The organism is Myxococcus sp. MH1 (assembly GCF_059738865.1).
On sequence record NZ_AP026947.1, the window covers coordinates 7,442,338 to 7,463,686 of the forward strand.

Here is a 21,349-nt window from a genome sequence, read left to right on the forward strand (position 1 = left end):
GCTCACAGGGACTCGGCCGCCACTCCCGGAGGACACGAGAACGACGCCGGCACGGACCAGAGCTGCTCCAGGCCGGTGTCATCCGTGGCGGGGAAGAACACGCGGCCGCCCGCGCGCACGAAGGGCTCGGGCCCCAGTCCGAGCACCACCGGGACGGTGACCTTCGCGAGCTGTCCCGTCGTCGCCGTCGTGCCTCGCGTGAACCAGGGCCTGTTGGCCGTGCCGTCCGGCGAGCCGGTGAAGAGGACGGCCCCCGTCCCCGTGGCGAACACGGGGGAATAGGACGTGTCATTGCGGTGCAGCGAGCGGAAGAGCTCGCGAGTCCCCGTCGCCGTGCCGTTCGTCACCCAGAGCCGCACGTCGTCGGGCACGGGGCTCAGGCCGTTGAGGCCGACCGAGAAGTAGAGCGAGTCACCGGAGGCCGCGGTCCGCAGCACCGCGGGGAGCTGGTCGGGATTGTCGCGCGGCAAGGTGGTGACGAGTGTCCTGCCACCGCCCCCCAGGGAGAGGCTGTAGAGCCGCGCCGACTGGGCCACGTACACCTTCGAGCCCAGCCCGCCCACCAGACGGACGCGTTGACCGAACGTGTCCAATCGCAGCGTGCCCGCGGCCGTGCCATTCGTCTTCCAGACCTCGTCGTTCGGCCCGTCCCGGAGCACGAACAAGCCCTGGTCCCCTGCCCGCCCCACCTGCTGGATGCTCACGGTTCCCGCATCCAACTGCTTGAGGGACATGGTCCCCGCCTGGGTGCCATCCGTGCGCCACAGCGTCGTGGCGCCGCCCTGCGAGCGGAAGAACAACAGCGCATCTCCGACGCGCAGGGTCTGGTCGAAGTAGAGCCCGAGGACACCGGGGAGGTTCGCGAGCAGCACCGTCCCCGCGCTCGTCCCATCCGAGCTCCACAGCGCCGGACCTCCCGAGGCGCCCAGGTGGAAGAAGACCAGTCGGCCATGGAGGGCCGTCACGGCGCGCAGCGCGGGGCCGTTGACGTCCGGCGTGAAGGCCTTGATGAAGCGGGTTCCAGCCGACGTCCCGTCACTGGTCCAGAGGTGGACCATTCCCGTCGCCGAGTCGGCGAGCTGGAAGAAGAGCGTGTTGCCCACCGCCGCCGGAGTGCCCTCGGCGAAGACGCCCGCGGGGAAGCTCCGCACCTGCACGGTGCCGGCCTCGGTGCCATCACTGCGCCACAATCCCGTGCCACCTCCCGGCGCGGCGAGCGTGAAGTAGAGCATCCCCTGGACGTCGGTGAGTCCTTCCAGGTGGGTGTTGACGGATGCTCCCGGAGGATTGACCACCCGCGTCCTCGACGCGACGCCTGGCGGACAGGCCTGGGCCGTCACCGCATGGGATTCCATCGCGAGGCCCCCGCAGCCCGAGGCCAGCAAAGCCAACCACACCAGGGCACCACCATTCCTGACACGCATGACCGCTCCTTCCAAACGCAGCGGCGGAAGGTAGGGAGCGAGAGGGTGCCCCTCAAGTGGGCACGAAAGCGCGAGACCACGTCGCGGTGGGATTCCGAGCAGTCAGTCCCTCAGGACGAGGTGCCCCAGCGGTCGCGGTACGTCCGCCAGAGTTCGCCGCCAATGCTCTCGCGCTGAACGGGGACATCGGGCGAGGAGGAGAATCCGCCGCGGGCATCGAGCCTGCTGAGCACGTGGATGATGATGCCCCGCATGTCGCCGTCCTCGAGGGGAAACACACCGCCACCGTAGGACGCGAGGTCGGCCCGCGGGTCATGGAGGAGCTGCCGCAAGCCCAGGAGCAGCCAGGGCAAGTCTCCCGAGGCCTGTGCCCCGTGGCCTATGGTCTCGATGTCGCTGTCGAGTTCACCGAGGTCTTCCGGCACTTCGTTGTGGTCGACGAAGCAGGTCAGGATGACCTGGCCCAGGTGGTAGCGAAGCATGGCGGTGCAGACCTTCATGGGCCCCCCCAGGGCGCGGCGGGGAGCCCCGCCCGCGCCGGGTACCGAGGACTACGCCTCCGCGTAGGTCTCGATGAAGTCGTCGATGACCTTGACGATGTGGGTCGAGAAGTCGCGGAAGTCATCTTCGCCGTCGGAGAGGCTGAAGGCCTCGTCATGGCTGTAGGCGACGACGGCCAGCTCGCCTTCCGGGGAGCGGGCGCGCGGGTTGAAGCACCAGAAGTTCTCCACCGAGTCGTCATCGCGGCGCTGGAAGAACAGGGCCTGGTTGATGGCCTCCGCGACCTCGGCGTCCTCGCCATCCACGGCGTCCGACGGGTCCGGCGCGGCGGCGCGCAGCAGTCCCGGCTCCTCCATCCCGATGAGCTCCTGCCCGCCGTACACCACCTTGAAGGTGCCGAGCGTGGTGATGAAGCGCACGTAGCTGGGGGGCAGCTTCAGCTTGTACTTCGCCTCCAGACCCGCCACCGCCGCGGCGTCCACCGGCGCGGCGAACTCCACGGACATGCCCTCCTTCGTCTCCACGAAGGACTTCAGCCGCTCCACCGCCTGCGTCACCGCGCTCTCATTCGACTGCGTCGACATGCTTGCTCCGACCACGAGCCAGGAAGATGCCTGGTGCGCGGACGCTAGCCGTCGCCTCCAGCCATGTCGTGCGGAGTAAAGCCACCCGCAGCTCGCCGACTCGACGCTCCGCCACCCACTCCATTGGAGTTCAAGAATCGACGGGGTACTCGCCTCGCAGCTCGGTCCACCGGGCATCGGAGAGACCCCAGGGGCCACAGCTGAGCCGCCGCAATCGTGGGAAGTGGTCTCGATGACGCAGGGGAACCCTCGTCCGAGAGAGCAGCACCTGTCAGCTCGAACACCTCCAGTTGGGGGCGTGCCACAGGTGGACCAGCTCACGGCACTGCGCATCGCCGAACACGCGGCTGCGCAGTTCGAGTTGACGCAAGGCGGGTAGCCCCTCGACCGCGAGGAGCAGCGCCAGGTCTTCTGGGAGCCACGCGACGAAGGCGAAGGGTGTCCGTCTCAGGGGAGATGGCCGCCAGGTCGTCGGGAGCGAACGTCACGCACGGGAGTGTACGGTGCCACGCGAGCAGGGCCCAGCACGCCCGTGTCCAAGAAGAAGGCCGGAGACGGAAGGCAGCACACCCGAGGTCCCCGGCCGGGGGTGGAACTCAGCCGTCAGTTACACGCATCGCTGCACTGCGCGAGCTGACAGCCGTAGCTGGCCGCCTTCGCATCGGCGTCCTGGCGCGCGAACCGGCACGCTTTCTTGCAGCCCCCAAGGAACGTGGTGGCGCCGAAGCCGACGACGTTGCAGGTGCCGCCGCTCGCGGTGAAGCCCGAGCAGGTCGTCTTGCAGTTGCGCGCGAACGCCTCGACGGGTCTGTCCTCGGACGAGACCTCCTCCGAGGGTGGGGGTTGCGACGTCTCATCCACAGGGACTTCGGGGGCCTCCGTCCCGGGGCCGCAGCCCACGAAACCAGAACCCAGCACGGCGAGGATGGCCAGCCAAACGACAGGTTGCTTCATGACAGCTCCTTCAAGCCATCCTGGGGCACAAGGTTCCAGGAGGCGATGGGCTGTCTAGACATCCTCGCGCAACCCGTCAACGCGCCCGATGTCCGATGTGTTTGTCATTGATGCGCATTTGTGAGAGCCCGAGAGGACGAGTGTCCGCGGGGTGCGGGGCGGGGCGTGGTCCCTCCCGACGGCTGCGCATCGCTCCAATCGAACACGGCGGTGGCGGTGTCCCAACAAAGAGGCCAGACACGCATCGCCGCCATGAAGAGACTCGGACTGCGGAAGATGACGGAGTTCAGATGAGTCGCAGGTGTGCGCGGAGCCCCTCCTTGTGCGCACCCATGAGCGATTGCGCCAGGCGCTAGTCCTATCTGTTGGAAACTGACAGAGTCAGCGCCTCCGGAAAGGAGCCGTACATGTCATTCAAGTGGATGCGATTCCTGGTAGCGCCGATTGCCGCATCGACCTTGTGGGCGCCTCCCTCGCTGGCGAACACCTGCGAGGAGGAATACGCCTACTGCTATTACCTGGCCTCACTCGAGTCGGACGAACGCGCTCGCGACGCGAAGCAGAACGACTGCGACCTCGAGTACTGGATCTGCACCTCGCAGGCCCTGGGGGACGAGGCGCCCCCTGCGGAATCCACCACGAGCGCTGAGTAGCGCCCGGGCCGCCCCGCGCCGCGGAATCGACTGCGGTCCTCGGCAGACCTCCGCCCTGGACCGTCTATCTGCGCCGCCGCAGACGCCGCGCGATGAGCAATCCCAATGAGACCGCCGCCACGCAGATGCCCGCGGGGCGCACCATGGTCCCGATTCCGCCCGCGACGCTCGCCGTGACACCGAGCAATGACAGCCAGGTGGCAATGCACAGAGGGCACTTCGGGAGAAGCGCGGCCAGCAGGCCCAGGACCAGGGACACGGCCGGCACGCGCCGCGCTGTCGGGCCCTGGGACATTTGCTCAGCGTCCATACTGGTCCCGCAAGCGGACCCAGCTCATGGAGAAGGACAGCCCATCCTCGTCGCGCCCCTTCGGCGAGATGTCGAGCAACTGATAGGCGGCGTTGGCGACCTCGATGCCTCGTCCATACGTGCCGTAGGTGTGGAACACGTCGCCACGCGCATCCTTCGCGAAGACGCTGAACCCCGGCATCTCCGTGTTGGACTCCCCCAGCGGTCCGTAATTGTAGACGGCCTCGCCGCTCGCCAGCGTCTCCGGACGGAAGGACACGTTGAAGTCGAAGTTGAAGCGGCTTGCCTGGGACGACACCCATGAGAAGGTCCACCCCATCCGTCGCTGGAATGCCTGGAGCTTGGGCAGCGGCGCACGGGAGACCGCGGTGAAGCGGACATCGCGTTGAGCCAGGTGCTCGACGGCGCCGTTGAAGGAGTCCGCCCAGAAGGAGCAGCTCTTGCAACCGACCTCCCACTCCGGAGCGAACATGAAGTGATAGACGACGAGCTGGCTGTGGCCCTCGAAGAGCTGCGACAGCGTCTTGGCCCCATCCGGGGTGTCGAGCGTGTAGGGCTCCGTCACGCGCAGCCAGGGCAGCGCGCGACGCTCGGCGCTCAGCTCGTCGTGCATCCGGGTCAGCGCCTTCTCCTTCGCCAGCAGCGCCTTGCGCGCGGACAGCCACTCACTCCTCGACTCCGTCAGTTTCTGGGACATGGGTTTCCTCCAGGGATTGGATGCACCCAGACGTAACGGTCCGAGCCCGTGGGTCGGGAGTAACAAAGACGACGGGCTTCCCATCGACGAGGGAGCGACGGAGGATGCGCCGCATGGATGCGCTCGTCAGCGTGGCGGCCCGGGCCCTTCGCGAGGGAGATCCGCTGGGGGCTCTCCAGCGCGTGGCGCTGCGCGAGGACGCGCCGGCGTTGGCCCTGAGGGGCATCGCGATGGCGCAGTTGGGTGAGTTCGCCCAGGCGGCGGCGCTGCTGAAGCGGGCGGCGCGTGCGTATGGCTCCGGGGATACGCTCGCCCGAGCGCGCTGCGACGTCGCGCGGGCGGAGGTGGCGCTCGCGACCCGGGAGCTCGAGGGCATCGACCTCGCGCTCGATGGAGCCGTCCGCGTCTTCACACGCCACGGCGATGTGGAGAACGCGCGCTACACACGGCTTCTGCGGGCGCGACATGCCCTCTTGCTGGGACGCATCGAGGAGGCGGAGGGAGCACTGTTCGCACTCGCACGGGAGGAAACGCCCGCGAAGCCCTCTACGGCCAAGGTGGCACAGGCCCCGCTCGCACGGGAGGAAACGCCCGCGAAGCCCGCTACGGCCAAGGTGACACAGGCCCCGCTCGTACCAGGGGGAACGCCCGCGATGCCGTCCACGCTCGCGTGGCTCCTGGCCTTCGAGGTGGCCGTGCGGAGGGGAACGCCTCGCACCGCGCGCGCCGCCCTGGAGCGCGCCCGCATCGCCGCGCGGCGCGCCCGCATCCCCGCGCTCGTCGCGGAGGTGGAACAAGCAGCAGGCGCCCTGGACCTCCCCGCCGCGCGGGTCGTCTCGCGAGGCGAGGCCCGCCCCGTCGTGCTCGACGAGGTCGAAGCCCTCCTCGAATCGGAGCACCTGGTCGTCGACGCGTGCCGTCGGGTGCTCCGCGCGGGCCCGCGGGTCGTGACCTTGTCCACGCGTCCCATCCTGTTCTCGCTGCTGCGGGTGCTGGCCGAGGCCTGGCCTCAAGACGCCGCGCGCGAGGAGCTCGTTCAACAGGTGTTCGGAGCGCGGAGGATGAACGCCTCGCATCGCGCGCGGTTGCGCGTCGAGCTGGGCAGGCTGCGCGCCCAGGTGCGCGAGGTGGCGGGAATCCAGGCCACGCCCCGAGGCTTCGTCCTGGAGCCTCGAGGCGCGGTCGAGGTCCGTGTCCTGGCGCCCCCCGTCGAGGGCGCGGGCGGCGCCGTCCTGGCTTTGCTCGCGGATGGGGAGCACTGGTCGACCTCCGCGCTCGCACTCGCGCTCGGCGCGAGCCAGCGCACGGTGCAGCGCGTGCTCACCACCCTGGAAGCGGCCGGGCAGGTCCGCGTGTTGGGACGAGGCCGGGCGAGGCGCTGGGTGGCACCTCCGCTCAGCGGGTTCACGACGACATTGTTACTCCCCGCCTTGTCCCTGCCGGGCTAAGTAGGTCGCCAAATGTTCCTGAGCGAATCCGAGGCGGAGCGGGAACGGGCAAGGTCCCTGCATTTGTCTCGGAACTTGTGGCGACCTACTTAGAGCGGACCGAAGGGGATGGAGCGGGCCATGGACAAGCATCGGGACGAAGTCGAGGAGACGCAGCCGGCGGAGGTCCTCCGCGAATACGGCCCCTTCGACGGCGCGGCGCGCATCCATGGCGTCACGTATGACGGCGCGCGGGTCTGGTTCGCGGGAGACGAGGGACTCCGGGCCTTCGACCCCACGAGCGGCGAGCCCATGCGCACGCTCGCGGTGGCCTGTGACGCGGGGACCGCCTTCGATGGGCGACACCTCTACCAGCTCGGCGGTGGCGTCATCCGGAAGGTGGACCCGGAGACGGGACAGGTGCTGAAGACGATTCCCGCGCCCGGCAAGGGCGATGACTCGGGGCTCACCTGGGCCGAGGGCTCGCTCTGGGTGGGCGAGTACCACGCCCGGAGAATCCATCGCATCGACCCCGAGACGGGTGCCATCCTGCGCACGCTCGAATCCAACCGCTTCGTCACCGGCGTCACCTGGGCCCAGGACGAGCTGTGGCACGGCACGCTGGAGGATGGCGCGAGCGACCTCCGGCGACTCGACCCCGTGGATGGACGCGTGCTCGTCAGGCTCACGCTGCCCGAGGGTGTGAGCGTCACCGGGCTGGAGTCCGACGGCGGTGACGTGCTCTACGCCGGTGGCGGCACGAGCGGCAAGGTGCGCGCCGTACGGCGGCCCCGACGCTCGCGCCGCTGAGCCGCCGGCTCAGAACTCCAGCCCGTAGGCCGCGGCCACCTGCCGTGCGAAGGCCAGCACGTCGGCCGGCGCGTTCTCGTCCAACGTGACGCGCTCCAGCCCCCTCGCCACGGGGAAGGAGACCGACAGCGTCTGGGCATCGTGGGCGAAGCCCGGCGGCATTGGAAACGCCTGGATGGGCGCAAGCCGACTCGCGGCGATGAGCAAGGTCGTGAGCCGATGGACGTCGGCGCCGGACTGCTCGCCTTCGAGGGTGGAGCGGCGCAGGAAGCGGCCGTCCCGGAAGACGGTGAGCGAGAAGCTCCGCGTGTTGGGGAGGCCGGGCGACTTCGACAGCTCGAGGACGTGGTCCTCCGCGGAGCGCGCGGGCGCTGCCTCCGGATGCGCGAGCCACGGGAGCCCTTCGTGCAGCCGCAACTGGACCAGCGGGGAGAAGCGGCGGAAGTCCTCGAACCGACCTTCGACGACGTCCGTGCGCGCCCCTGACGCCCAGCCCGACAGCGACTCGATGCGGTAGAAGACCTCATCGACGTACCACCGCGCATCGCCGCGTCTCACGACGAGCAGGTCGGTGTACGGGGATTGGGGCTCGACGAGCGTGCGGAACTGGCGGCGCTCCTCGGCCGGGTGGCGCAGACAACCTTCCAGGTTCGACGGGAACAGCGCTCGCTGAGCGCTCCCTGCGTGGGCCTCCTGCTCCTCCAGGAACGCGCCCAGCGTGGTGTCGGGCTTCGTCTCTCCGAAGTACGGGAGGAAGGTGAGCTTCAAGGACAGCGGGTCGACGCCCTGGGGCGCAACCAGCTCGCACCGCTCGATGACGGGGCGGGCATCCCCGCGATGGACCTCGCGATAGCGTTCGAAACGGAGTGTCGGAGCGGCGGTCACGGATGCACCTTTCCTGGAGTCCTCGGGAGGGTGCTTTCCACCCGCCTGGCCTCATGAATACCCACTCCTCGAATCTCGCGCGTCGAGCCAGACTGGTCCAGCACGACGCTCGTCCATCTGCGCAGGAGGAACCCGATGCATCGCTCCACGACCTCGCGAGTCCCGCTCCCGATGACCCTGCTGTTGGTGCTCGGGGTGTTGCTGGGCGGGATGCCCGCCTGGGCGGGTGACATGCCGGCGAAGCCGCTGAAGAAGCCCGCCGATCGGCACTCCATCCGCAAGGTCACCCAGAAGTCCTACGTCCGTGAAGACAACAGCGTCGTGGAGTCCCGGGTGAACATCCACCGGGACGTGCAGGACATCAACGAAGGCAAGGCCAAGAAGGGCAACGAGTCCGGGGTCCAGACATGGACCATCAACCGGCGGACCTATGGCAGCCACGATGGCACCCTGTACCCCATGCGCGGCGATGGCATCCACGAGCTGAACCGTGGGGCGTTCAAGGCGCTGGGCATCTACAACGAGATGAAGGACACGCCCCGCGCCAAGGAGGTCCTGGACAAAATGAAGGTCCCCGAAGCTGATAGGAAGGCCGCGCTCAAGGCCTTCAAGGCCGGGTAGGAGGAAACATGGCCGACAGACTTCCATTGGGGTTCCTCGTCCGCGCCGCGATGAGCGACGAGCGGCTCTTCGACGGCATCGCTCGGGCGCTCGGCATCCAGGTCGGAGAGGTGTCGCTGTTCGACGTCGACCGGCCGGGGAATGAGATGGTCCTCGTGACGACCACGTCGCGGCCGGCGGGGTTCCGCACGGACGTGAGCCTGTACGTCGACGCGTCTCGCGTCCGCGGCGGAGAGGCGCTCACCTCGCAGGAGCTGGCCGCGAGGGTGGCCGTGCTGCTCGGGGAGGAGGTCCTCGTGTCTCCCCCCTCGGGCGACCCCGCCATCGCCGTCACCTGGTACCTGGTGACGCCGGATGGCCAGCGCTTCCGGGGCACCGAGGTCCACCTCGGGGATGAAGAGGACTCCATCGACATCGACCGCGCCTCGCTCCGCCCGGTGTAGCGCGAGCGGCGCGAGGCCCGGCGGTCTCAGGTCCTGGGTCGCCAGGTCAGCCACTCGCCAGGACGCGCCAGCTCCACGTCCACCTTCCGCGCACGGGCGGCGGCGAGGAGCTGCAATTCCGCATCGGGCACCTCCCGATAGTCCTCGGAGGGCGCGACGCCGTAGTGGATGGGCACGAGGAGCTTCGCGCCCAACACCTTCGCCGCGGCCACCGCCTGCTCCGGTGTCAGGACGCCGTGCACGTCGCTGACGGGCTTGCGCCACCCGAAGCGTGCGCCGTTGATGGGCAGGAAGGCCGCATCGAAGGGCCCGAGCTGCCGGCCGATGCTCCACCAGGAGCCATGCCACAGCGTGTCTCCGCAGTGGATGATGCGACGCCCTCCCCCGGAGACGACCCACGACACCTGCGGGTCTCCGTAGCCGTCCACCGCAGGAACGGCCGTCACGGTGAACTCATTGAGCAGGACGGGCTCGTGGAGCGGCGCGGGCCGCACCCGGAAGCCCGACGCAGCGGCCGTCGCCGCCATGTCCGGCCCACACACCAGCGTCCCCGTGTCCCCCAACGCCTGTCGCACCGCCTGTCGGTCGAAGTGGTCGGGGTGACGATGCGTCACCAGGACGTAGCGGTTGCCCTCCCCCACCTCCATCGGGACCAGCGGGTCCTTCAGCGCCGCGCCCCACACGGAGGGGTCGCTCAACGGGTCCAGGAAGAGCGTGTCCTTCCCCAGTCGCAACCGCACTCCGGCCCACGCCAGACGCTGGGCGCGAAGCGACTCGGTCTCCACGGGCTTCGCCGCCCGACCCAGGCCAGGAGGAAACAGGACCGCTCCCGCCGAGAGCGAGAGCGCCGCGCGCAAGAAGCCTCGGCGGCTCATCGCGCCTCCGGAGCACGCACGGGGTTGATGCCGAAGAGACGCACCCCCGTCTCCGTCCTCGGCTGATGACGGCTCGCCGGTGGGAAGAACAGGTACGAGCCCGGGCCCAGGCGCTGCTCTCCCTCAATGAGCTCACCGCTCAGCACGAAGACCTCCTCCCCCGTGTCATGGACGTCCACGAAGGGCCACTGACTCCCCGGGGCCATGTCCACGACCCAGACCCTCACGTCACGGGTGCTCGGCAAGTCCCTCCGCAGGCAGCCGGGCCCCACGATGACGGGTTCGACGTCGTCAATCATCACGGGGACGAAGGGGCCCTGCACTCTCGGGAAGCTGTCTGTTCGCGGCATCCATCCGCTCCTCTGGCTGTGGTGCACCCACGTTAAGGAGCACCACGAGCTGAGCGCAGCGAAACGATTTCTCCAAGATGCTGAACCGTTTTCATGTGAAGCTGCCCCGGCCATGCTCGAGCTTCGTCACTTCAAGTTGGTTGCCGCGGTCGCCGACACGGGAAGTCTGGCCGCCGCGAGCCGGCAGCTCCACCTCACGTCCTCGGCCCTGAGCCACCAGCTCCGCGACGCCGAGGAGCGCCTGGGCGTGCAGCTCTTCCAGCGTCGCCAGCGACGGCTGCTGCTGACTGGCGCGGGCGAGAAGCTGCTCCTCTCCGCGCGGCGGGTCCTGAGTGAAGTCGCCCAGGCGGAGGCCGTGTGCCGCGCGCATCCCCAGGATGACCTCTTGAGGCTCAGCACGGGCTGCTACACCGTGTATGGCTGGCTGCCGCCCATCCTCGGGCAGTGGCAGGCCGAGCACCCTCGCGTCGAGCTGAGAATCGTCCTGGAGGCCACGCGTCAGCCGCTCGGAGCGCTGCTCGATGGGCAGCTGGACCTCGCCCTGACTCCCGACGCCCCGAAGCAGGCACGGCTCGCACGAACGCCCCTCTTCGAGGACGAGCTCATGCTGGTGGTCCCCGAGGCGCACGCCTTCGCGCAGCGTGCACATGTCACGGCGCAGGACCTGGTGCGCGAACACCTGCTCACCTACACCGCGCCCCGGGAACAGCTCGATGTCTTCACGCGGGTGCTGTGGCCCGCGGGGCTGGAGCCGCAACGTGTCTCCCCCGTGCCCCTCACCGAGGCGCTGATCGAGCTGGTGCGCGGCGGCATCGGTGTCACGGCGCTACCCGAGTGGATGCTGCCGACGCAACGCCAGGGATTGCGGACCGTCCGACTCACCCCTCGGGGAGTCCGACGCCGCTGGAGCGCCGTCACCCGCGCCTCACGCCAGCGCTCCGCACCACTGGCGCGATTCATCGAGCTGCTCGGTGAGCGATTCTCCGAGGGTACGCCCGGACCGCCGCGACGAGCCACGGCGCGCCCAGGTGTAGCGCGCCGCGTGCGCAGGCGGGGCGCCACACCCGGCCACCCCACCTCTTGAATCAGTTGCGGACGATGATGTAGCTGAGCGGCCCCATCTGCCAGCTTCCGTCGCCGTTATGAAACCGGTACTTGAATGCACCGAACGGCCGCCACTGGTTGGTGTTCGCGACCTCCACGGCGCTATCGAAGCCCAGCAGGGCATTATCACCCTCACTGCCCGGCTCCTCGTGGCCCACGCTCGAGGGAATCACGAGCGTCGACCAGTCACTCACGGAGGTATTGCCCTGCACCGTGAAGTTCTGGCCATGCGTGGTGGAGCCAACGAAGCTCTCGTCGCGCAGGACCAGCAGATAGCTCGCCTGTCCCGAGTGTACGAGCGACAGGCCCTGGTTGGAGTAGCGGAACTTGAAGGTGGATTGGATCTGCCAGGTGGAGCTGTTGACGACGGAGTAGGACGCCGAGAACCGCAGCAGCGAATTGTCGAACTCGGCGCCGGTCTCCTCCAGCCCGGCCGACGCGGGGCTGACGATGATGTTCCAGTCAGCCATGGACGTGCCCGCTGGCACGGCAATGCTCTCACCATTCGTGAGCGTACCGCCGACGCTCACACTCTTGCGGACCAGCAGATAATCGACGCTGCCGGAATACCAGGTGCCATTCCCACTGCTGTTTCGATACTTGAAACGGGCGGAGACCGACCACGCGGTGCTGTTGAGTGGAGGAGCCGATACCTCGAAGCGAAGGAGGGCATTGTCACCCTCGGAGCCGAGCTCCTGGAAACCCATTCCCCTCGGGACGAGCAGGACGTTCCAATCGCTGACGCTCGTCCCCGTTGGGGCAGCAATGGCCTGGCCATGAGACGCAGTGCCCGCAACGGCATTGGCAGCCATCGCAGCGGAGGGAATGATGAGGGAGAGGACTGCGAGGAGAACAAGACGCACACCGACATGGAACATGAGGAGCTCGCTGAGTGTGAGACTGGGACTGATCTTTCATTGACTCAGAGTGAAGACCAGCCGCTCGAAGCGTACCATCGAAATCTCGCTGCGCCACCTGGAACTGGCCGTCGGTCCGACGGCACCGCGGCTCATTCCAGCCCACACGGAATGTGCTAGAAGCCGTGAGCGTGATACCCATCTCCCTGTGCAAACCCACCCGAGGTTCGCTGCTCATGATGCTCTGTCTGGGCATCAGCCAGCCCGTGCTCGCCAAGGCCCCGGAGGCCAATGCCCAGGGCTTCGCGGCGTATGGCAAGGGCGACTACAAGAAAGCCCACGCCCTCTTCGAGAAGGCGCTGAAGCAGGACCCGTCCAACGCCTATGCGCGGCTCAACCGGGCGAGGACGACCACCCTGCTCAACCAGGGCCAGGAGGACGCCGACGACTTCGACTCCTGCGCCTACGAGCGCAATTGGATCTACCTGGCGCTGGGCGACCTGTCGAAGGCGGTGGAGCTGGACGCCAAGGCCATCCTGCCGAAGATCGACGAGGACACCCAGGGACTCAAGGCCCTCAAGGCGCGTGATGAATACAAGAAGTGGCGTCAGGCCATCTCGGTGCTGGTGGAGGAGAAGGGCATCCGGGAGAAGATCCTGGGCACCACGTCCGACTGGTGGTTCCTCCGGCCGGGGCAGCTGCCGAAGAGCATCACCCTCGCGGCGGACAAGCGCGTCGTGGAGACGCTCCAGGACATGACGGAGCAGCCCGCGGGCCGTTGGCGGCCCTTGAGCGGTGGCGTGGAGATCACGGCCGGCAAGGAGCCCGCGCGCCCCTGGAAGCTGCAGGTCGGTAAGTATCCGTTCGACCAGGGCAGGAGCTTCTTCTTCGAGGTGCAGCTCGTGCCGGGTGAAGGGCCGCAGCCCGCGGAGTATGGCTGGAGCACGGGGCCGCTGAGCCTTGGCCCCTTGAGCGGTGACTGCCTGTAACGTCCGCCGTCCAACGGTGTGTCATTGCAGTCGCACGAGACAAAGCTGTTCTCGGCGGCGTGAGCCTTGCGACATCCGCACTCGGCGTGTGCTGGGTTTGAAGGCGTCAGACGCGGCTGGTAGAGGCTCCGTACACCCGCCGCTTTGGCGGGTCTGACACGGAGAGCCTGGATGAACACCCTTGGACGTCTTGCCGCGATGTGCGGCCTGTTGGCGCTGGTTGGTTGCGGTCCGGAAGCACCCGTTGCGGAGACCTCGGAAGAGACTGTCACCAGCATGGCGGGTGGCCGCGTGCCGCCTCCCATCTGCCCGGAGGTGATGCCTCCGCTGTGCGAGGACGGCGACCTCTACCCCATCTACTCGGGCACGTGCCTCATCGGCTTCGAGTGTGTTCCCCGCGCCGCCAAGGCCAACTGTCCCCAGATCGTCTACCCGGGCCCCGGCTTCTGCGAGTTCGGCACGATCACCCCGGTGTACTCGGGCGGCTGCCTCGTCCGGTACACCTGCACGATGTAACCCCCCACCACACCCCGAACGGAGAGACACATGCGCGCAGGAATCATGGCGGGACTGCTGGCGATGGGATTGATGACGGGCTGCGGCGGAGTCGAGGACGACGTCAGCGTCGAATCCGAGACGGAGGCGCAGGCCATTCCGTGTCGTGACATCACGGGACGCGACTACGTCATCACGTACTACGCGGAGGCCGCGAAGCTCACCAAGGTCGGCGAGCTCCAGTGCGGCTGCAGCGTGCCCGAGCGGGTGCTGACCGGCACCCAGACCGTCCACTACGAGAAGGTCTACGGCTGCATCGCGATGTAGCCCTTGGAAACAAGAAGGCCGGTAGTCCCGAGTCTCCTCGAGGACTACCGGCCTTCAAGAGCGGCGGAAGGGATTCGAACCCTCGACCCCGAGCTTGGGAAGCTCGTGCTCTACCAACTGAGCTACCACCGCGAGCGACCCGGCCGGTGTACCGCAGCCCCCCGGGAGCGTCAAGGACGTTGGCGACTGCTCCCTTCCCTCCCGCGCCGCCTGAACAGCGCCAAATTGCTGGGGAAGTTGCCACCCCGACACGCGCCACCAACACCTCCCAAGGTCCTCCCGCACCCACGGACGCACGCCCGTCCGCGCCGCATCCGTCACCCGACGCGCGGCGGCGCCAATACCACATCTACAATTTAAGCGTATTTTTCACGTATTTCCGTTGATTTGCATTAAACCAGAAATGCGTGTTTCCTCATACTGCCAGTCCCGCCCCGCACGGGGCGACTTCACCCGCAGCGCAGGAGCACGACATGTCCGTAGGTGCATACCGAAGGCGGCTGTTCCAGGCGGTGGTCTTCACGGCGACCCTCTCCGGGTCCACGGCGCTCGCAGTGGCGCCGGAGCACGCACATGGTGGCGAGCGTCACTTCGACGCGCGCACCAGCTACAACGCGCAGGCGCGCTTCGGCTTCTCGACGACGCAGAAGGCGCACGTCGAGTCCCTGCGCCGCAGCATCCCGGACCTGATGGTCGAGACGGACGAGTCCACGGGCCTGGTGCGCTCGCTGGTCAACCCCGTGGGCGCGCTGACGGGCCCCAGCAGCGGTGACCCGATGTCCATCGCGTTGGACTTCGTCCAGAAGCACCACGAGGCGCTCGGGCTGAGCCTCAGCGACGTGTCCACGTTCGAAGTCACGGACCGCGTCTATTCCGAGGTCAGCGGGGCCACGCACCTGTATCTGCGCCAGACCTTCAAGGGCCTGCCCGTCTACAACGCGCAGCTCCAGGTCAACGTCGCCAAGGACGGCAGCGTGCTGGGCGTGCACAGCGACTTCCTGCCCTCCATCGAGAAGGCGCTCGCGGGCACCGAGCCGCGCATCAACGCGGGTCAGGCCGTGGCGGGGCTCGCCCGGCACCTGGGCGTGGAGCTGGCGGCCCAGCCCCGCGCGCTGCAGGCCGAGGCGGGCGTGCAGCGCCGCACGGGCGTCGAGGTGGACGGCCTGTCGCGCGAGCCCATCAACGCGCAGCTGGCCATCCTCCCCATGCGCCGCGGCGAGGCGCGCCTGGTGTGGCACTTCCAGGTGTCCACGCTGGACTCGCAGCACGACTACGACGTGACGGTGGACGCCAACACGGGCGAGGTGCTCACGCGCTTCGACTGGGTGGCCGCGGATTCGTACAAGGTCTACCCCGTGCCCGTGGAGAGCCCCAACCACACCTCGCCGCTGCCGCCCTCCGATGGCCGCGTCACGGTGACCAACCCCGCCAACGCCGTCGCCTCGCCCTACGGCTGGCATGACACCAACGGCGTCGCTGGCGCGGAGTACACCATCCCGCGCGGCAACAACGTCCACGCCTACGAGGACCGCGACGCCAACAACGCGGCGCCCGCCTCCCAGCCGGACTGCGGCGCGGCCATCAACTGCGTCTTCACCATCAACCTGACCGGCGCGCCCTCCACGTACATCCCGGCGGCCGTCACCAACCTGTTCTACTGGAACAACATCATCCACGACGTGCAGTACCAGTACGGCTTCAACGAAGTGGCCGGCAACTTCCAGCAGAACAACTACGGCCGCGGCGGCGCGGGCAACGACTACGTCCGGGCCGAGGCGCAGGACGGCAGCGGCACCAACAACGCCAACTTCTCCACGCCCGCGGACGGCTCGCCCCCGCGCATGCAGATGTACATCTGGACGGCGCCCACCCCGGACAAGGACGGCGACCTCGACAGCGGCATCATCGTGCACGAGTACGGCCACGGCATCTCCAACCGCCTGGTCGGCGGTCCGAGCAACGTGTCCTGCCTCTCCAACCGTCAGCAGCCGGGCGAGGGCATCAGCGACTTCCTCTCGCTCTTCTACACGGCGCGCACGGGTGACACGGCGAACAAGATTCGCGGCGTGGGCACCTACGCGCTGAACCAGGCGACCACGGGCAACGGCATCCGCACCCAGCCGTACACGCTCGACTCCACGCGCAACACGTGGACGTACGCCAGCATCAACGGCATGGCCGTGCCGCACGGCGTGGGCTCCGTGTTCACCCAGGGCATGTGGGAGGCCTACTGGGCGCTCGTCAACCACTGGGGCTTCGACGCGAACCTCTACAACGCCCAGGGCAACGCGGGTAACCAGCGCATGATGCTGTACTTCACCGAGGGCCTGAAGCGCACGCCCTGCAGCCCGACGTTCACCCAGGTGCGCGACGGCATCATCAGCGCCGCCACCACCCTGCACAACGGCGAGGACGTGTGCCGCCTGTGGACGGCCTTCGCCGCCTTCGGCCTGGGCAGCAACGCCGTCTCCGGTGGCTCGGCCAGCACCACGCCGACCAACGGCTTCCAGGTGCCGTCCACCTGCGCGGCGCTCTGAGTCGACATGACGGGTAGCGGGGCACTCGCTCCGCGTCCCTCGTGAGTGACACACCGGACCGGGGGGCTTCTGTCGAGGCCTCCCGGTTCGTGTTTTCTCAGCGCAGGCCGCGCGTCAGCTCGTCGCGGCTGAAGTCCCGGGAGAGGTTGCTCGGCTCCAGGAACTCGGCGAGCTCGATGATGATGGGCAGGAGCGTCTGGATGCGGTCCTTGAGCCGGGCGCGCACGTGCTCCTTGAACCCCTGGTTCTCCATCCGCGCCAGCGCACGCACCTCCTCCGGGACACGGCCCACCAGGTCGTCCAGCGGCCTCAGCCCCTGGTCGACGGCCCGGTCCACCTCGCTCTGGAGTCGGCCCGGCAGTGCCTTGAGCGTGCTGGCCGCGCCCCTGCGGGTGACCTCCTCCAGGTGCTTGCTGAAGAGATAGGACTCCGCGAGCTGCTCGATGGTCTCGCTGCCCAGCGACTGGATGAAGATGCCCTTGAACCTGTCGCGGAACTTGCCGTCGAGCTCCTCGGTGAGCTTCCAGTCGGTGTCGAGCGCCGCGCAGACCTTGTCCTTGAAGCCCGAGGCCTCGCCACGCTGCGCGGAGGTGGCGACGCGGGAGGCCCAGTCGGAGAGGTACCCCTTGGCCTGGTCGAGCAGGACGCGCGCTTTGCCCAGGTCGTTCTTGTCGTAGTACGTGAGCACCTCCGCCCGCGTGGAGTTGAAGAGCAACAGGACGCTGCCCTTCTCCGCCTGCACCAGGCTCTGGTAGGTCGCCACCAGCGCGCGGTAGTGGCCCTTCTGCGTCTGGTAGACGTCCGAGCCGCCCTGCACGGCGTCGAGCAGATCCCGGTCGATGCCGTCGGGGATGTCGATGTCGAACAGCGAGGTGATGAACTTCGCCAGGTCGATGCCCTTGCCGCCCAGGTGCTTGTCATCGAGCTGACGGGCCTTGTCGAGCGACTTCGACGTGGCGCGCGCGACGCCCTCGGAGAGGCGCTTGACGGCGCCGGGGGCCAGGTCGTCGACGATCTTCTGCGCCATCTGCGCGACCTGCTGCACCACCTGCCGCTGGTCGTTCTCGAACGCGACGTCCTTGGACAGGAGGAAGGTCCACTTGTCCCACAGCTCCCCGAGCATCTTGTTGAGCACGTCCTGATGCACGAGCAGGTCGTCGTGCAGCTGGGGCGTCTGGACCTTGGCGAGCGAGTCGAAGAAGGCCATCTCGTGCTCGAGGGCCTGGTACCAGAAGAGCTGGAGGGGCGGCGTCAGCAGGTGGTCCTTGGCGGCATCACCGAAGGCCCGGCTGATCTCCGCCCGGGCCGTGGCGCAGCGGTCCTGCCACTTGCGCCAGGTGCCCAGGTTGCCGGCGCTGGCGCGCTCGCTCGCGTCGAGCAGGGCCGACAGGGCGTCCTCCGCCGCGCGCCCCGCCCGCTTGAGGCCTTCCGCCAAGGCGCGCTTCACCGTGTCCGGAGCGCCCTCGGCGGCACGGGTCATCTGGTCCTGCAGCTCGGCGACTCGGCTCGAATACCCACCCATGGGTGCTCCTCACAGACTCTGCTGGCTGGTGATGCGCCAGGGGCCGCCAGCGCGGCGCTGCAGCTCCCAGCGCCGGTGCACCTCGACCGAATTGAACGTGCGCGTCTGGCCCTCGAAGAGGCCGACGTGGTCGACCTCCAGCTCCACCTGCTCGATGCGCGGCAGGCCCGGGGCCTCGTCGCCGCGGATGACGGTGCGCGCGTCGCCACACCAGTGCACCCGCGCGTCGAGCACCTTGTCGAGCAGCAGGCGCCGCGAGCGCACCCACTCGCTGTCGCGGCCGTTCCAGGTGTAGACCGGGTAGTAGATGGGCCGCTGTTCGTCCGGCACGGCGCGCCAGTCGGCGAAGAGGCCGTTCCAGGTCTCCTGGTCGCCGCGCTTCACGGCGGCAATCATCGCCTCCAGCACCGCGCGCGGGCTCGCGTCGTCGGACAGGGGCCCCGAGGTCTCCTGTCTCAGCGACTCCTCGCCGGCGAAGAGGGGCCCACCCTCGCGCGTGTCGGTGACGTCGACGCAGACCGCGCCGCCGATGAGGGCCGCGACGGGCTCCACCTCCAGCCCCGCGGCGGTGCGCCCCGAGCCGGCGAGCAGACGCGGATCCGGCAGGATGCGACCGAGCAGGGCGATGTCGACCCGAAGCGAGGGAGAGACGAGCCGCTGATAGCGATGCATGGCGGCGAAGACCCGGGCCATGGCCGGGGTGTTGACGGGACAGAAGACCCACGCCCCCGACTGGTTCCAGGCCAGATAGGCATTGCCCATGTCGACAATCCAGTCGCGCTGGCTCACCTGCGGCAGCGCGACCAGCTTGCCCGTCACCACCGAGCGGTCGCCGCGGAAGGGGTCGACGACGGGGAACGCGCCGAGGGTCTCCGCGGCGCGCGACTCCAGCAGGGCCTTCCAGGCCGCGGTGGCCCGCATGCCGATGGCCCTGACCTGCTCCTCGCCCCGGCTGCGGAAGTCGAGGGCGCCCTCGGGGAGCGAGACGAGGTCGCCGTCGAGACAGTCCCGCACCCGCTCCCAGTCGTCGCGCATCGCCGTCGCCAGGGGACCGGGGAAGTGCTCGACCAGGTAGTCCACGCGCGCCTTGTGCACCAGGTGGTTGGCGAGCTCCATCCGCGTCCCGCGCGCGGTGCGCCAGATGCCGAAGGTCCCGTCGAGGAGGCGCTCCCATTCGGAGACACGCTTGTCGACCCAGCCCGACCAGGACTCGTCGAAGCCGTCTCGGCCCAGCTGCTCGGGCCCACCCGGCCCGAGGATTCGCTTCGTCGTCTTGCCGATGCTCCAGAGCCGCTCATGGCGCAGCGTGCCGCTGAGCTCGAGCGTCTCCCAGCCGTCCCCTGGCGCGCGCCTGCGCAGGACTCGCAAGCGGACCAGGTCCCCTTCCTTGCGCCCCTGCCGCGCCCAGGTCTGGCTCTCGGCGTGCTGGCCCAGCAGATACGGGCCGGTGCGCTGCCGGGTGGGCATGTCCGGGGGCGTGACGATGGGCTCGCCGTCGACCGCGACGATGCGGTCTCCCACGCGCAGGCCCGAGCCCCGAAACCCGCTGTCCCAGGCAATCCACCCCACCCCGAGGTGGGGCATCGCGCCATCCAGGCGCGTGTCGGTCTTCAGACCGCTGCGGAGGTTGTCGTGAAGGTACTCCCGCTCGGCACCACGTTCGCTCAACACGAAGACGTCCCCCCTCTCCTGCCGGCAGCCCCGAGTGGCCGCCTCGGGGACAGGGTCTACCTCGGGGGCCCCTTTTCGAGAAGGTCCCCCGCGGTGACCCACCACGTCAGGCGAGGGTTTCCTTCATGAGGTCCCGTGGCGCGGACAGGGACGAGCGGCGTCAGTTCTTGACGACCGTGGTGATGGTCAGCGGCGTCGCGTTGCCCACGAAGGTGCCGGCGGTGGTGGTGCACGGCATGGGCACCTGCGAGAAGTCCGCGGCGTAGTAGCCGTAGGTGGAGCCGTTGCCCTTCTCGTAGAACTCGTGCCCGTCCGGGAGGACCACCTTCCAGACGTAGTTGATGCTCGTGTACTGCGTGGACGAGCGCGACCGGATGACCCCCGTCACGGTGGTGCCCCAGTGCCAAGGCGCCACGGCGGGCACCTCCACGGTCTGCGGCGCCGGAGCCCAGTCGAACGTGCTCGACGGACCGGAGCTGCCGCCCCAGCCGTAGATGAGGAACACGCGGGTGCCCCAGGGCAAATCGTCGTTGCGGTACGTCAGGGTGATTTCCGCCTGCGAGGTGCTGAAGTAGCCACACGTGTTGAGCACCGTGCGCGCCTGCGCCCACTGCGAGCCCGCGAGCGCCGAGGTGGAGGTGAGCAACAGGGAGAGTACGAGCGCGTGGCGCGAGAACCGGGACATGCGGAGACTCCAGGAGTGGGTTGACAGCGTCGCCCCTCTACCAGAGCCGTGGATTCTGAGGGAGTCCTGAGACAACCGCCATCGTCGAGACACGCGGTGGTGTGTTCGAATGTCCGTCCGACACGAGCTGTGTGGCTCGTCGAGCCCGTCCGCGCATGCCCCGCGAGCCGCCCATCGTCCTGCCCGTCCTGCTGCCTCTGCTCCGGCACGCGAACCCGTGGGCGCTGCTGCTGGTGAAGGAGGAGGGCTATCCGCTCTCCACCGCCGCCCTGCTCTCCGAGCGCTACGCCTTGAAGAGCAACGAGAAGCCCTTCGTGAAGGCGCTGCTGGAGCGCAAGCGCAACCTCTGGGTCTTCCGCTGTGACCAGCGCCGCTTCGCGGGGGACTTCGTCGTCGTGGACATGGCGGAGCCGCGCCCCGCCCGACGACAGGTGGTGGTGCTGGACCTGAAGATGGGCGCGCCGCTCGTGCTCGGCGGAGGCGGCGCCGGGGTGCAGCTCGCCCATGCCCGGGACGCGGTGGAGGGCGTCGCGGCACGCCAGGACGTCATCCCTCCCGGCCCCCCGTACACCCTGGCCACGGGCGACAAGGACGTCATGCTCGCCCATCTGGGCGCATGAAGCCGAAG

23 protein-coding genes and 1 tRNA gene are annotated in these 21,349 nt (G+C 68.6%); 11 read left to right on the forward strand and 13 right to left on the reverse strand.

Translation table 11 applies throughout. From position 1 onward, the window contains the following. Nucleotides 1–2 precede the first annotated feature (2 nt). The 4 genes from AC6JA9_RS29000 to AC6JA9_RS29015 form a co-directional block, all read right to left on the reverse strand. On the reverse strand, nucleotides 3–1,424 hold the full coding sequence (locus AC6JA9_RS29000) for a hypothetical protein (RefSeq protein WP_497958162.1): 1,422 nt from the start codon (nucleotides 1,422–1,424) through the stop codon (nucleotides 3–5). A gap of 110 nt (nucleotides 1,425–1,534) precedes the next feature. Further along, nucleotides 1,535–1,924 (reverse strand): hypothetical protein, encoded by a 390-nt coding sequence (locus AC6JA9_RS29005; protein ID WP_497958163.1) that lies wholly within the window; start codon nucleotides 1,922–1,924, stop codon nucleotides 1,535–1,537. A gap of 51 nt (nucleotides 1,925–1,975) precedes the next feature. Continuing rightward, a complete protein-coding gene (locus tag AC6JA9_RS29010; protein ID WP_223745682.1) occupies nucleotides 1,976–2,509 on the reverse strand; it encodes an SMI1/KNR4 family protein in 534 nt (177 codons plus the stop codon). A gap of 603 nt (nucleotides 2,510–3,112) precedes the next feature. Further along, entirely contained in the window at nucleotides 3,113–3,463 is a 351-nt protein-coding gene (locus AC6JA9_RS29015) for a hypothetical protein (RefSeq protein ID WP_223784085.1), read from the reverse strand. 407 nt (nucleotides 3,464–3,870) lie between these two features. Between AC6JA9_RS29015 and AC6JA9_RS29020 the strand changes: the two genes are divergently transcribed. Beyond that, complete coding sequence (locus AC6JA9_RS29020; protein ID WP_223745680.1) at nucleotides 3,871–4,116, forward strand: hypothetical protein; 246 nt, start codon at nucleotides 3,871–3,873, stop codon at nucleotides 4,114–4,116. Between the two features lie 299 nt (nucleotides 4,117–4,415). On the opposite strand, the gene AC6JA9_RS29025 is transcribed toward AC6JA9_RS29020, so the two are convergent. Then, entirely contained in the window at nucleotides 4,416–5,123 is a 708-nt protein-coding gene (locus AC6JA9_RS29025) for a DUF899 domain-containing protein (protein ID WP_497958164.1), read from the reverse strand. A 113-nt stretch (nucleotides 5,124–5,236) separates the two neighbouring features. Here AC6JA9_RS29025 and AC6JA9_RS29030 point away from each other — a divergent pair, with 113 nt between their 5' ends. After that, the gene (locus tag AC6JA9_RS29030; RefSeq protein WP_497958165.1) at nucleotides 5,237–6,571 is read left to right on the forward strand and encodes a helix-turn-helix domain-containing protein; all 1,335 of its coding nucleotides are present in this window, start codon (nucleotides 5,237–5,239) and stop codon (nucleotides 6,569–6,571) included. 120 nt (nucleotides 6,572–6,691) lie between these two features. Further along, the gene (locus AC6JA9_RS29035; RefSeq protein WP_497958166.1) at nucleotides 6,692–7,360 is read left to right on the forward strand and encodes a Vgb family protein; all 669 of its coding nucleotides are present in this window, start codon (nucleotides 6,692–6,694) and stop codon (nucleotides 7,358–7,360) included. 9 nt (nucleotides 7,361–7,369) lie between these two features. On the opposite strand, the gene AC6JA9_RS29040 is transcribed toward AC6JA9_RS29035, so the two are convergent. Further along, on the reverse strand, nucleotides 7,370–8,245 hold the full coding sequence (locus tag AC6JA9_RS29040; RefSeq protein ID WP_497958167.1) for a hypothetical protein: 876 nt from the start codon (nucleotides 8,243–8,245) through the stop codon (nucleotides 7,370–7,372). Between the two features lie 135 nt (nucleotides 8,246–8,380). Here AC6JA9_RS29040 and AC6JA9_RS29045 point away from each other — a divergent pair, with 135 nt between their 5' ends. Together AC6JA9_RS29045 and AC6JA9_RS29050 are read left to right on the forward strand one after the other, a co-directional pair. Continuing rightward, complete coding sequence (locus tag AC6JA9_RS29045; RefSeq protein WP_223745675.1) at nucleotides 8,381–8,866, forward strand: hypothetical protein; 486 nt, start codon at nucleotides 8,381–8,383, stop codon at nucleotides 8,864–8,866. A gap of 8 nt (nucleotides 8,867–8,874) precedes the next feature. Continuing rightward, the gene (locus tag AC6JA9_RS29050) at nucleotides 8,875–9,309 is read left to right on the forward strand and encodes a hypothetical protein (protein WP_223745674.1); all 435 of its coding nucleotides are present in this window, start codon (nucleotides 8,875–8,877) and stop codon (nucleotides 9,307–9,309) included. A 26-nt stretch (nucleotides 9,310–9,335) separates the two neighbouring features. Here the strand turns inward: AC6JA9_RS29050 and AC6JA9_RS29055 are convergent, their stop codons facing one another. Further along, nucleotides 9,336–10,184 (reverse strand): MBL fold metallo-hydrolase, encoded by an 849-nt coding sequence (locus AC6JA9_RS29055; RefSeq protein ID WP_497958168.1) that lies wholly within the window; start codon nucleotides 10,182–10,184, stop codon nucleotides 9,336–9,338. Next, nucleotides 10,181–10,534 carry a cupin domain-containing protein gene (locus AC6JA9_RS29060; protein ID WP_223784079.1) on the reverse strand — a complete coding sequence of 118 codons (354 nt, stop codon included), beginning with the start codon at nucleotides 10,532–10,534 and terminating at the stop codon, nucleotides 10,181–10,183. The genes AC6JA9_RS29055 and AC6JA9_RS29060 overlap by 4 nt, the downstream gene beginning before the upstream one ends. Before the next feature lie 112 nt (nucleotides 10,535–10,646). Between AC6JA9_RS29060 and AC6JA9_RS29065 the strand changes: the two genes are divergently transcribed. Beyond that, nucleotides 10,647–11,618 (forward strand): LysR substrate-binding domain-containing protein, encoded by a 972-nt coding sequence (locus AC6JA9_RS29065; RefSeq protein ID WP_497958169.1) that lies wholly within the window; start codon nucleotides 10,647–10,649, stop codon nucleotides 11,616–11,618. Between the two features lies 1 nt (nucleotide 11,619). Here AC6JA9_RS29065 and AC6JA9_RS29070 read toward each other — a convergent pair whose 3' ends face one another. Beyond that, complete coding sequence (locus AC6JA9_RS29070; protein WP_223784077.1) at nucleotides 11,620–12,516, reverse strand: hypothetical protein; 897 nt, start codon at nucleotides 12,514–12,516, stop codon at nucleotides 11,620–11,622. Between the two features lie 215 nt (nucleotides 12,517–12,731). Between AC6JA9_RS29070 and AC6JA9_RS29075 the strand changes: the two genes are divergently transcribed. From AC6JA9_RS29075 to AC6JA9_RS29085, 3 genes are all read left to right on the forward strand, one after another. Beyond that, nucleotides 12,732–13,484, forward strand: coding sequence for a tetratricopeptide repeat protein (locus AC6JA9_RS29075; protein WP_408889794.1), 753 nt, complete (start codon nucleotides 12,732–12,734; stop codon nucleotides 13,482–13,484). A gap of 276 nt (nucleotides 13,485–13,760) precedes the next feature. Beyond that, complete coding sequence (locus AC6JA9_RS29080; protein ID WP_052771173.1) at nucleotides 13,761–14,000, forward strand: hypothetical protein; 240 nt, start codon at nucleotides 13,761–13,763, stop codon at nucleotides 13,998–14,000. A gap of 30 nt (nucleotides 14,001–14,030) precedes the next feature. Next, on the forward strand, nucleotides 14,031–14,306 hold the full coding sequence (locus AC6JA9_RS29085; RefSeq protein ID WP_267700237.1) for a hypothetical protein: 276 nt from the start codon (nucleotides 14,031–14,033) through the stop codon (nucleotides 14,304–14,306). Nucleotides 14,307–14,365: 59 nt separating this feature from the next. Here the strand turns inward: AC6JA9_RS29085 and AC6JA9_RS29090 are convergent. After that, nucleotides 14,366–14,438 (reverse strand) — tRNA-Gly (locus AC6JA9_RS29090). A gap of 341 nt (nucleotides 14,439–14,779) precedes the next feature. Here AC6JA9_RS29090 and AC6JA9_RS29095 point away from each other — a divergent pair. Then, nucleotides 14,780–16,843 (forward strand): M36 family metallopeptidase, encoded by a 2,064-nt coding sequence (locus AC6JA9_RS29095; protein ID WP_497958170.1) that lies wholly within the window; start codon nucleotides 14,780–14,782, stop codon nucleotides 16,841–16,843. A gap of 97 nt (nucleotides 16,844–16,940) precedes the next feature. On the opposite strand, the gene AC6JA9_RS29100 is transcribed toward AC6JA9_RS29095, so the two are convergent. The 3 genes from AC6JA9_RS29100 to AC6JA9_RS29110 all read right to left on the reverse strand — a co-directional run bounded on the left by AC6JA9_RS29100 (nucleotide 16,941) and on the right by AC6JA9_RS29110 (nucleotide 20,721). After that, on the reverse strand, nucleotides 16,941–18,365 hold the full coding sequence (locus AC6JA9_RS29100) for a hypothetical protein (RefSeq protein ID WP_426745687.1): 1,425 nt from the start codon (nucleotides 18,363–18,365) through the stop codon (nucleotides 16,941–16,943). 9 nt (nucleotides 18,366–18,374) lie between these two features. Then, a complete protein-coding gene (locus AC6JA9_RS29105; protein WP_497958171.1) occupies nucleotides 18,375–20,033 on the reverse strand; it encodes a hypothetical protein in 1,659 nt (552 codons plus the stop codon). A 163-nt stretch (nucleotides 20,034–20,196) separates the two neighbouring features. Further along, entirely contained in the window at nucleotides 20,197–20,721 is a 525-nt protein-coding gene (locus AC6JA9_RS29110) for a hypothetical protein (RefSeq protein ID WP_497958172.1), read from the reverse strand. A 155-nt stretch (nucleotides 20,722–20,876) separates the two neighbouring features. On the opposite strand from AC6JA9_RS29110, the gene AC6JA9_RS29115 reads away from it, so the two are divergent. Then, a complete protein-coding gene (locus AC6JA9_RS29115) occupies nucleotides 20,877–21,341 on the forward strand; it encodes a hypothetical protein (protein ID WP_497958173.1) in 465 nt (154 codons plus the stop codon). The last annotated feature ends 8 nt before the right edge of the window (nucleotides 21,342–21,349 follow it).

Coding starts and splice junctions, on each gene's coding strand:
- AC6JA9_RS29110 (WP_497958172.1), bottom strand. CDS start 20,721: ATGTCCCGGTTCTCGCGCCACGCGCTCGTACTCTCCCTGTTGCTCACC.
- AC6JA9_RS29020 (WP_223745680.1), top strand. CDS start 3,871: ATGTCATTCAAGTGGATGCGATTCCTGGTAGCGCCGATTGCCGCATCG.
- AC6JA9_RS29010 (WP_223745682.1), bottom strand. CDS start 2,509: ATGTCGACGCAGTCGAATGAGAGCGCGGTGACGCAGGCGGTGGAGCGG.
- AC6JA9_RS29055 (WP_497958168.1), bottom strand. CDS start 10,184: ATGAGCCGCCGAGGCTTCTTGCGCGCGGCGCTCTCGCTCTCGGCGGGA.
- AC6JA9_RS29000 (WP_497958162.1), bottom strand. CDS start 1,424: ATGCGTGTCAGGAATGGTGGTGCCCTGGTGTGGTTGGCTTTGCTGGCC.
- AC6JA9_RS29005 (WP_497958163.1), bottom strand. CDS start 1,924: ATGAAGGTCTGCACCGCCATGCTTCGCTACCACCTGGGCCAGGTCATC.
- AC6JA9_RS29075 (WP_408889794.1), top strand. CDS start 12,732: ATGATGCTCTGTCTGGGCATCAGCCAGCCCGTGCTCGCCAAGGCCCCG.
- AC6JA9_RS29060 (WP_223784079.1), bottom strand. CDS start 10,534: ATGCCGCGAACAGACAGCTTCCCGAGAGTGCAGGGCCCCTTCGTCCCC.
- AC6JA9_RS29050 (WP_223745674.1), top strand. CDS start 8,875: ATGGCCGACAGACTTCCATTGGGGTTCCTCGTCCGCGCCGCGATGAGC.
- AC6JA9_RS29030 (WP_497958165.1), top strand. CDS start 5,237: ATGGATGCGCTCGTCAGCGTGGCGGCCCGGGCCCTTCGCGAGGGAGAT.
- AC6JA9_RS29095 (WP_497958170.1), top strand. CDS start 14,780: ATGTCCGTAGGTGCATACCGAAGGCGGCTGTTCCAGGCGGTGGTCTTC.
- AC6JA9_RS29035 (WP_497958166.1), top strand. CDS start 6,692: ATGGACAAGCATCGGGACGAAGTCGAGGAGACGCAGCCGGCGGAGGTC.
- AC6JA9_RS29085 (WP_267700237.1), top strand. CDS start 14,031: ATGCGCGCAGGAATCATGGCGGGACTGCTGGCGATGGGATTGATGACG.
- AC6JA9_RS29045 (WP_223745675.1), top strand. CDS start 8,381: ATGCATCGCTCCACGACCTCGCGAGTCCCGCTCCCGATGACCCTGCTG.
- AC6JA9_RS29015 (WP_223784085.1), bottom strand. CDS start 3,463: ATGAAGCAACCTGTCGTTTGGCTGGCCATCCTCGCCGTGCTGGGTTCT.
- AC6JA9_RS29025 (WP_497958164.1), bottom strand. CDS start 5,123: ATGTCCCAGAAACTGACGGAGTCGAGGAGTGAGTGGCTGTCCGCGCGC.
- AC6JA9_RS29070 (WP_223784077.1), bottom strand. CDS start 12,516: ATGTTCCATGTCGGTGTGCGTCTTGTTCTCCTCGCAGTCCTCTCCCTC.
- AC6JA9_RS29080 (WP_052771173.1), top strand. CDS start 13,761: ATGGCGGGTGGCCGCGTGCCGCCTCCCATCTGCCCGGAGGTGATGCCT.
- AC6JA9_RS29115 (WP_497958173.1), top strand. CDS start 20,877: ATGCCCCGCGAGCCGCCCATCGTCCTGCCCGTCCTGCTGCCTCTGCTC.
- AC6JA9_RS29065 (WP_497958169.1), top strand. CDS start 10,647: ATGCTCGAGCTTCGTCACTTCAAGTTGGTTGCCGCGGTCGCCGACACG.
- AC6JA9_RS29100 (WP_426745687.1), bottom strand. CDS start 18,365: ATGGGTGGGTATTCGAGCCGAGTCGCCGAGCTGCAGGACCAGATGACC.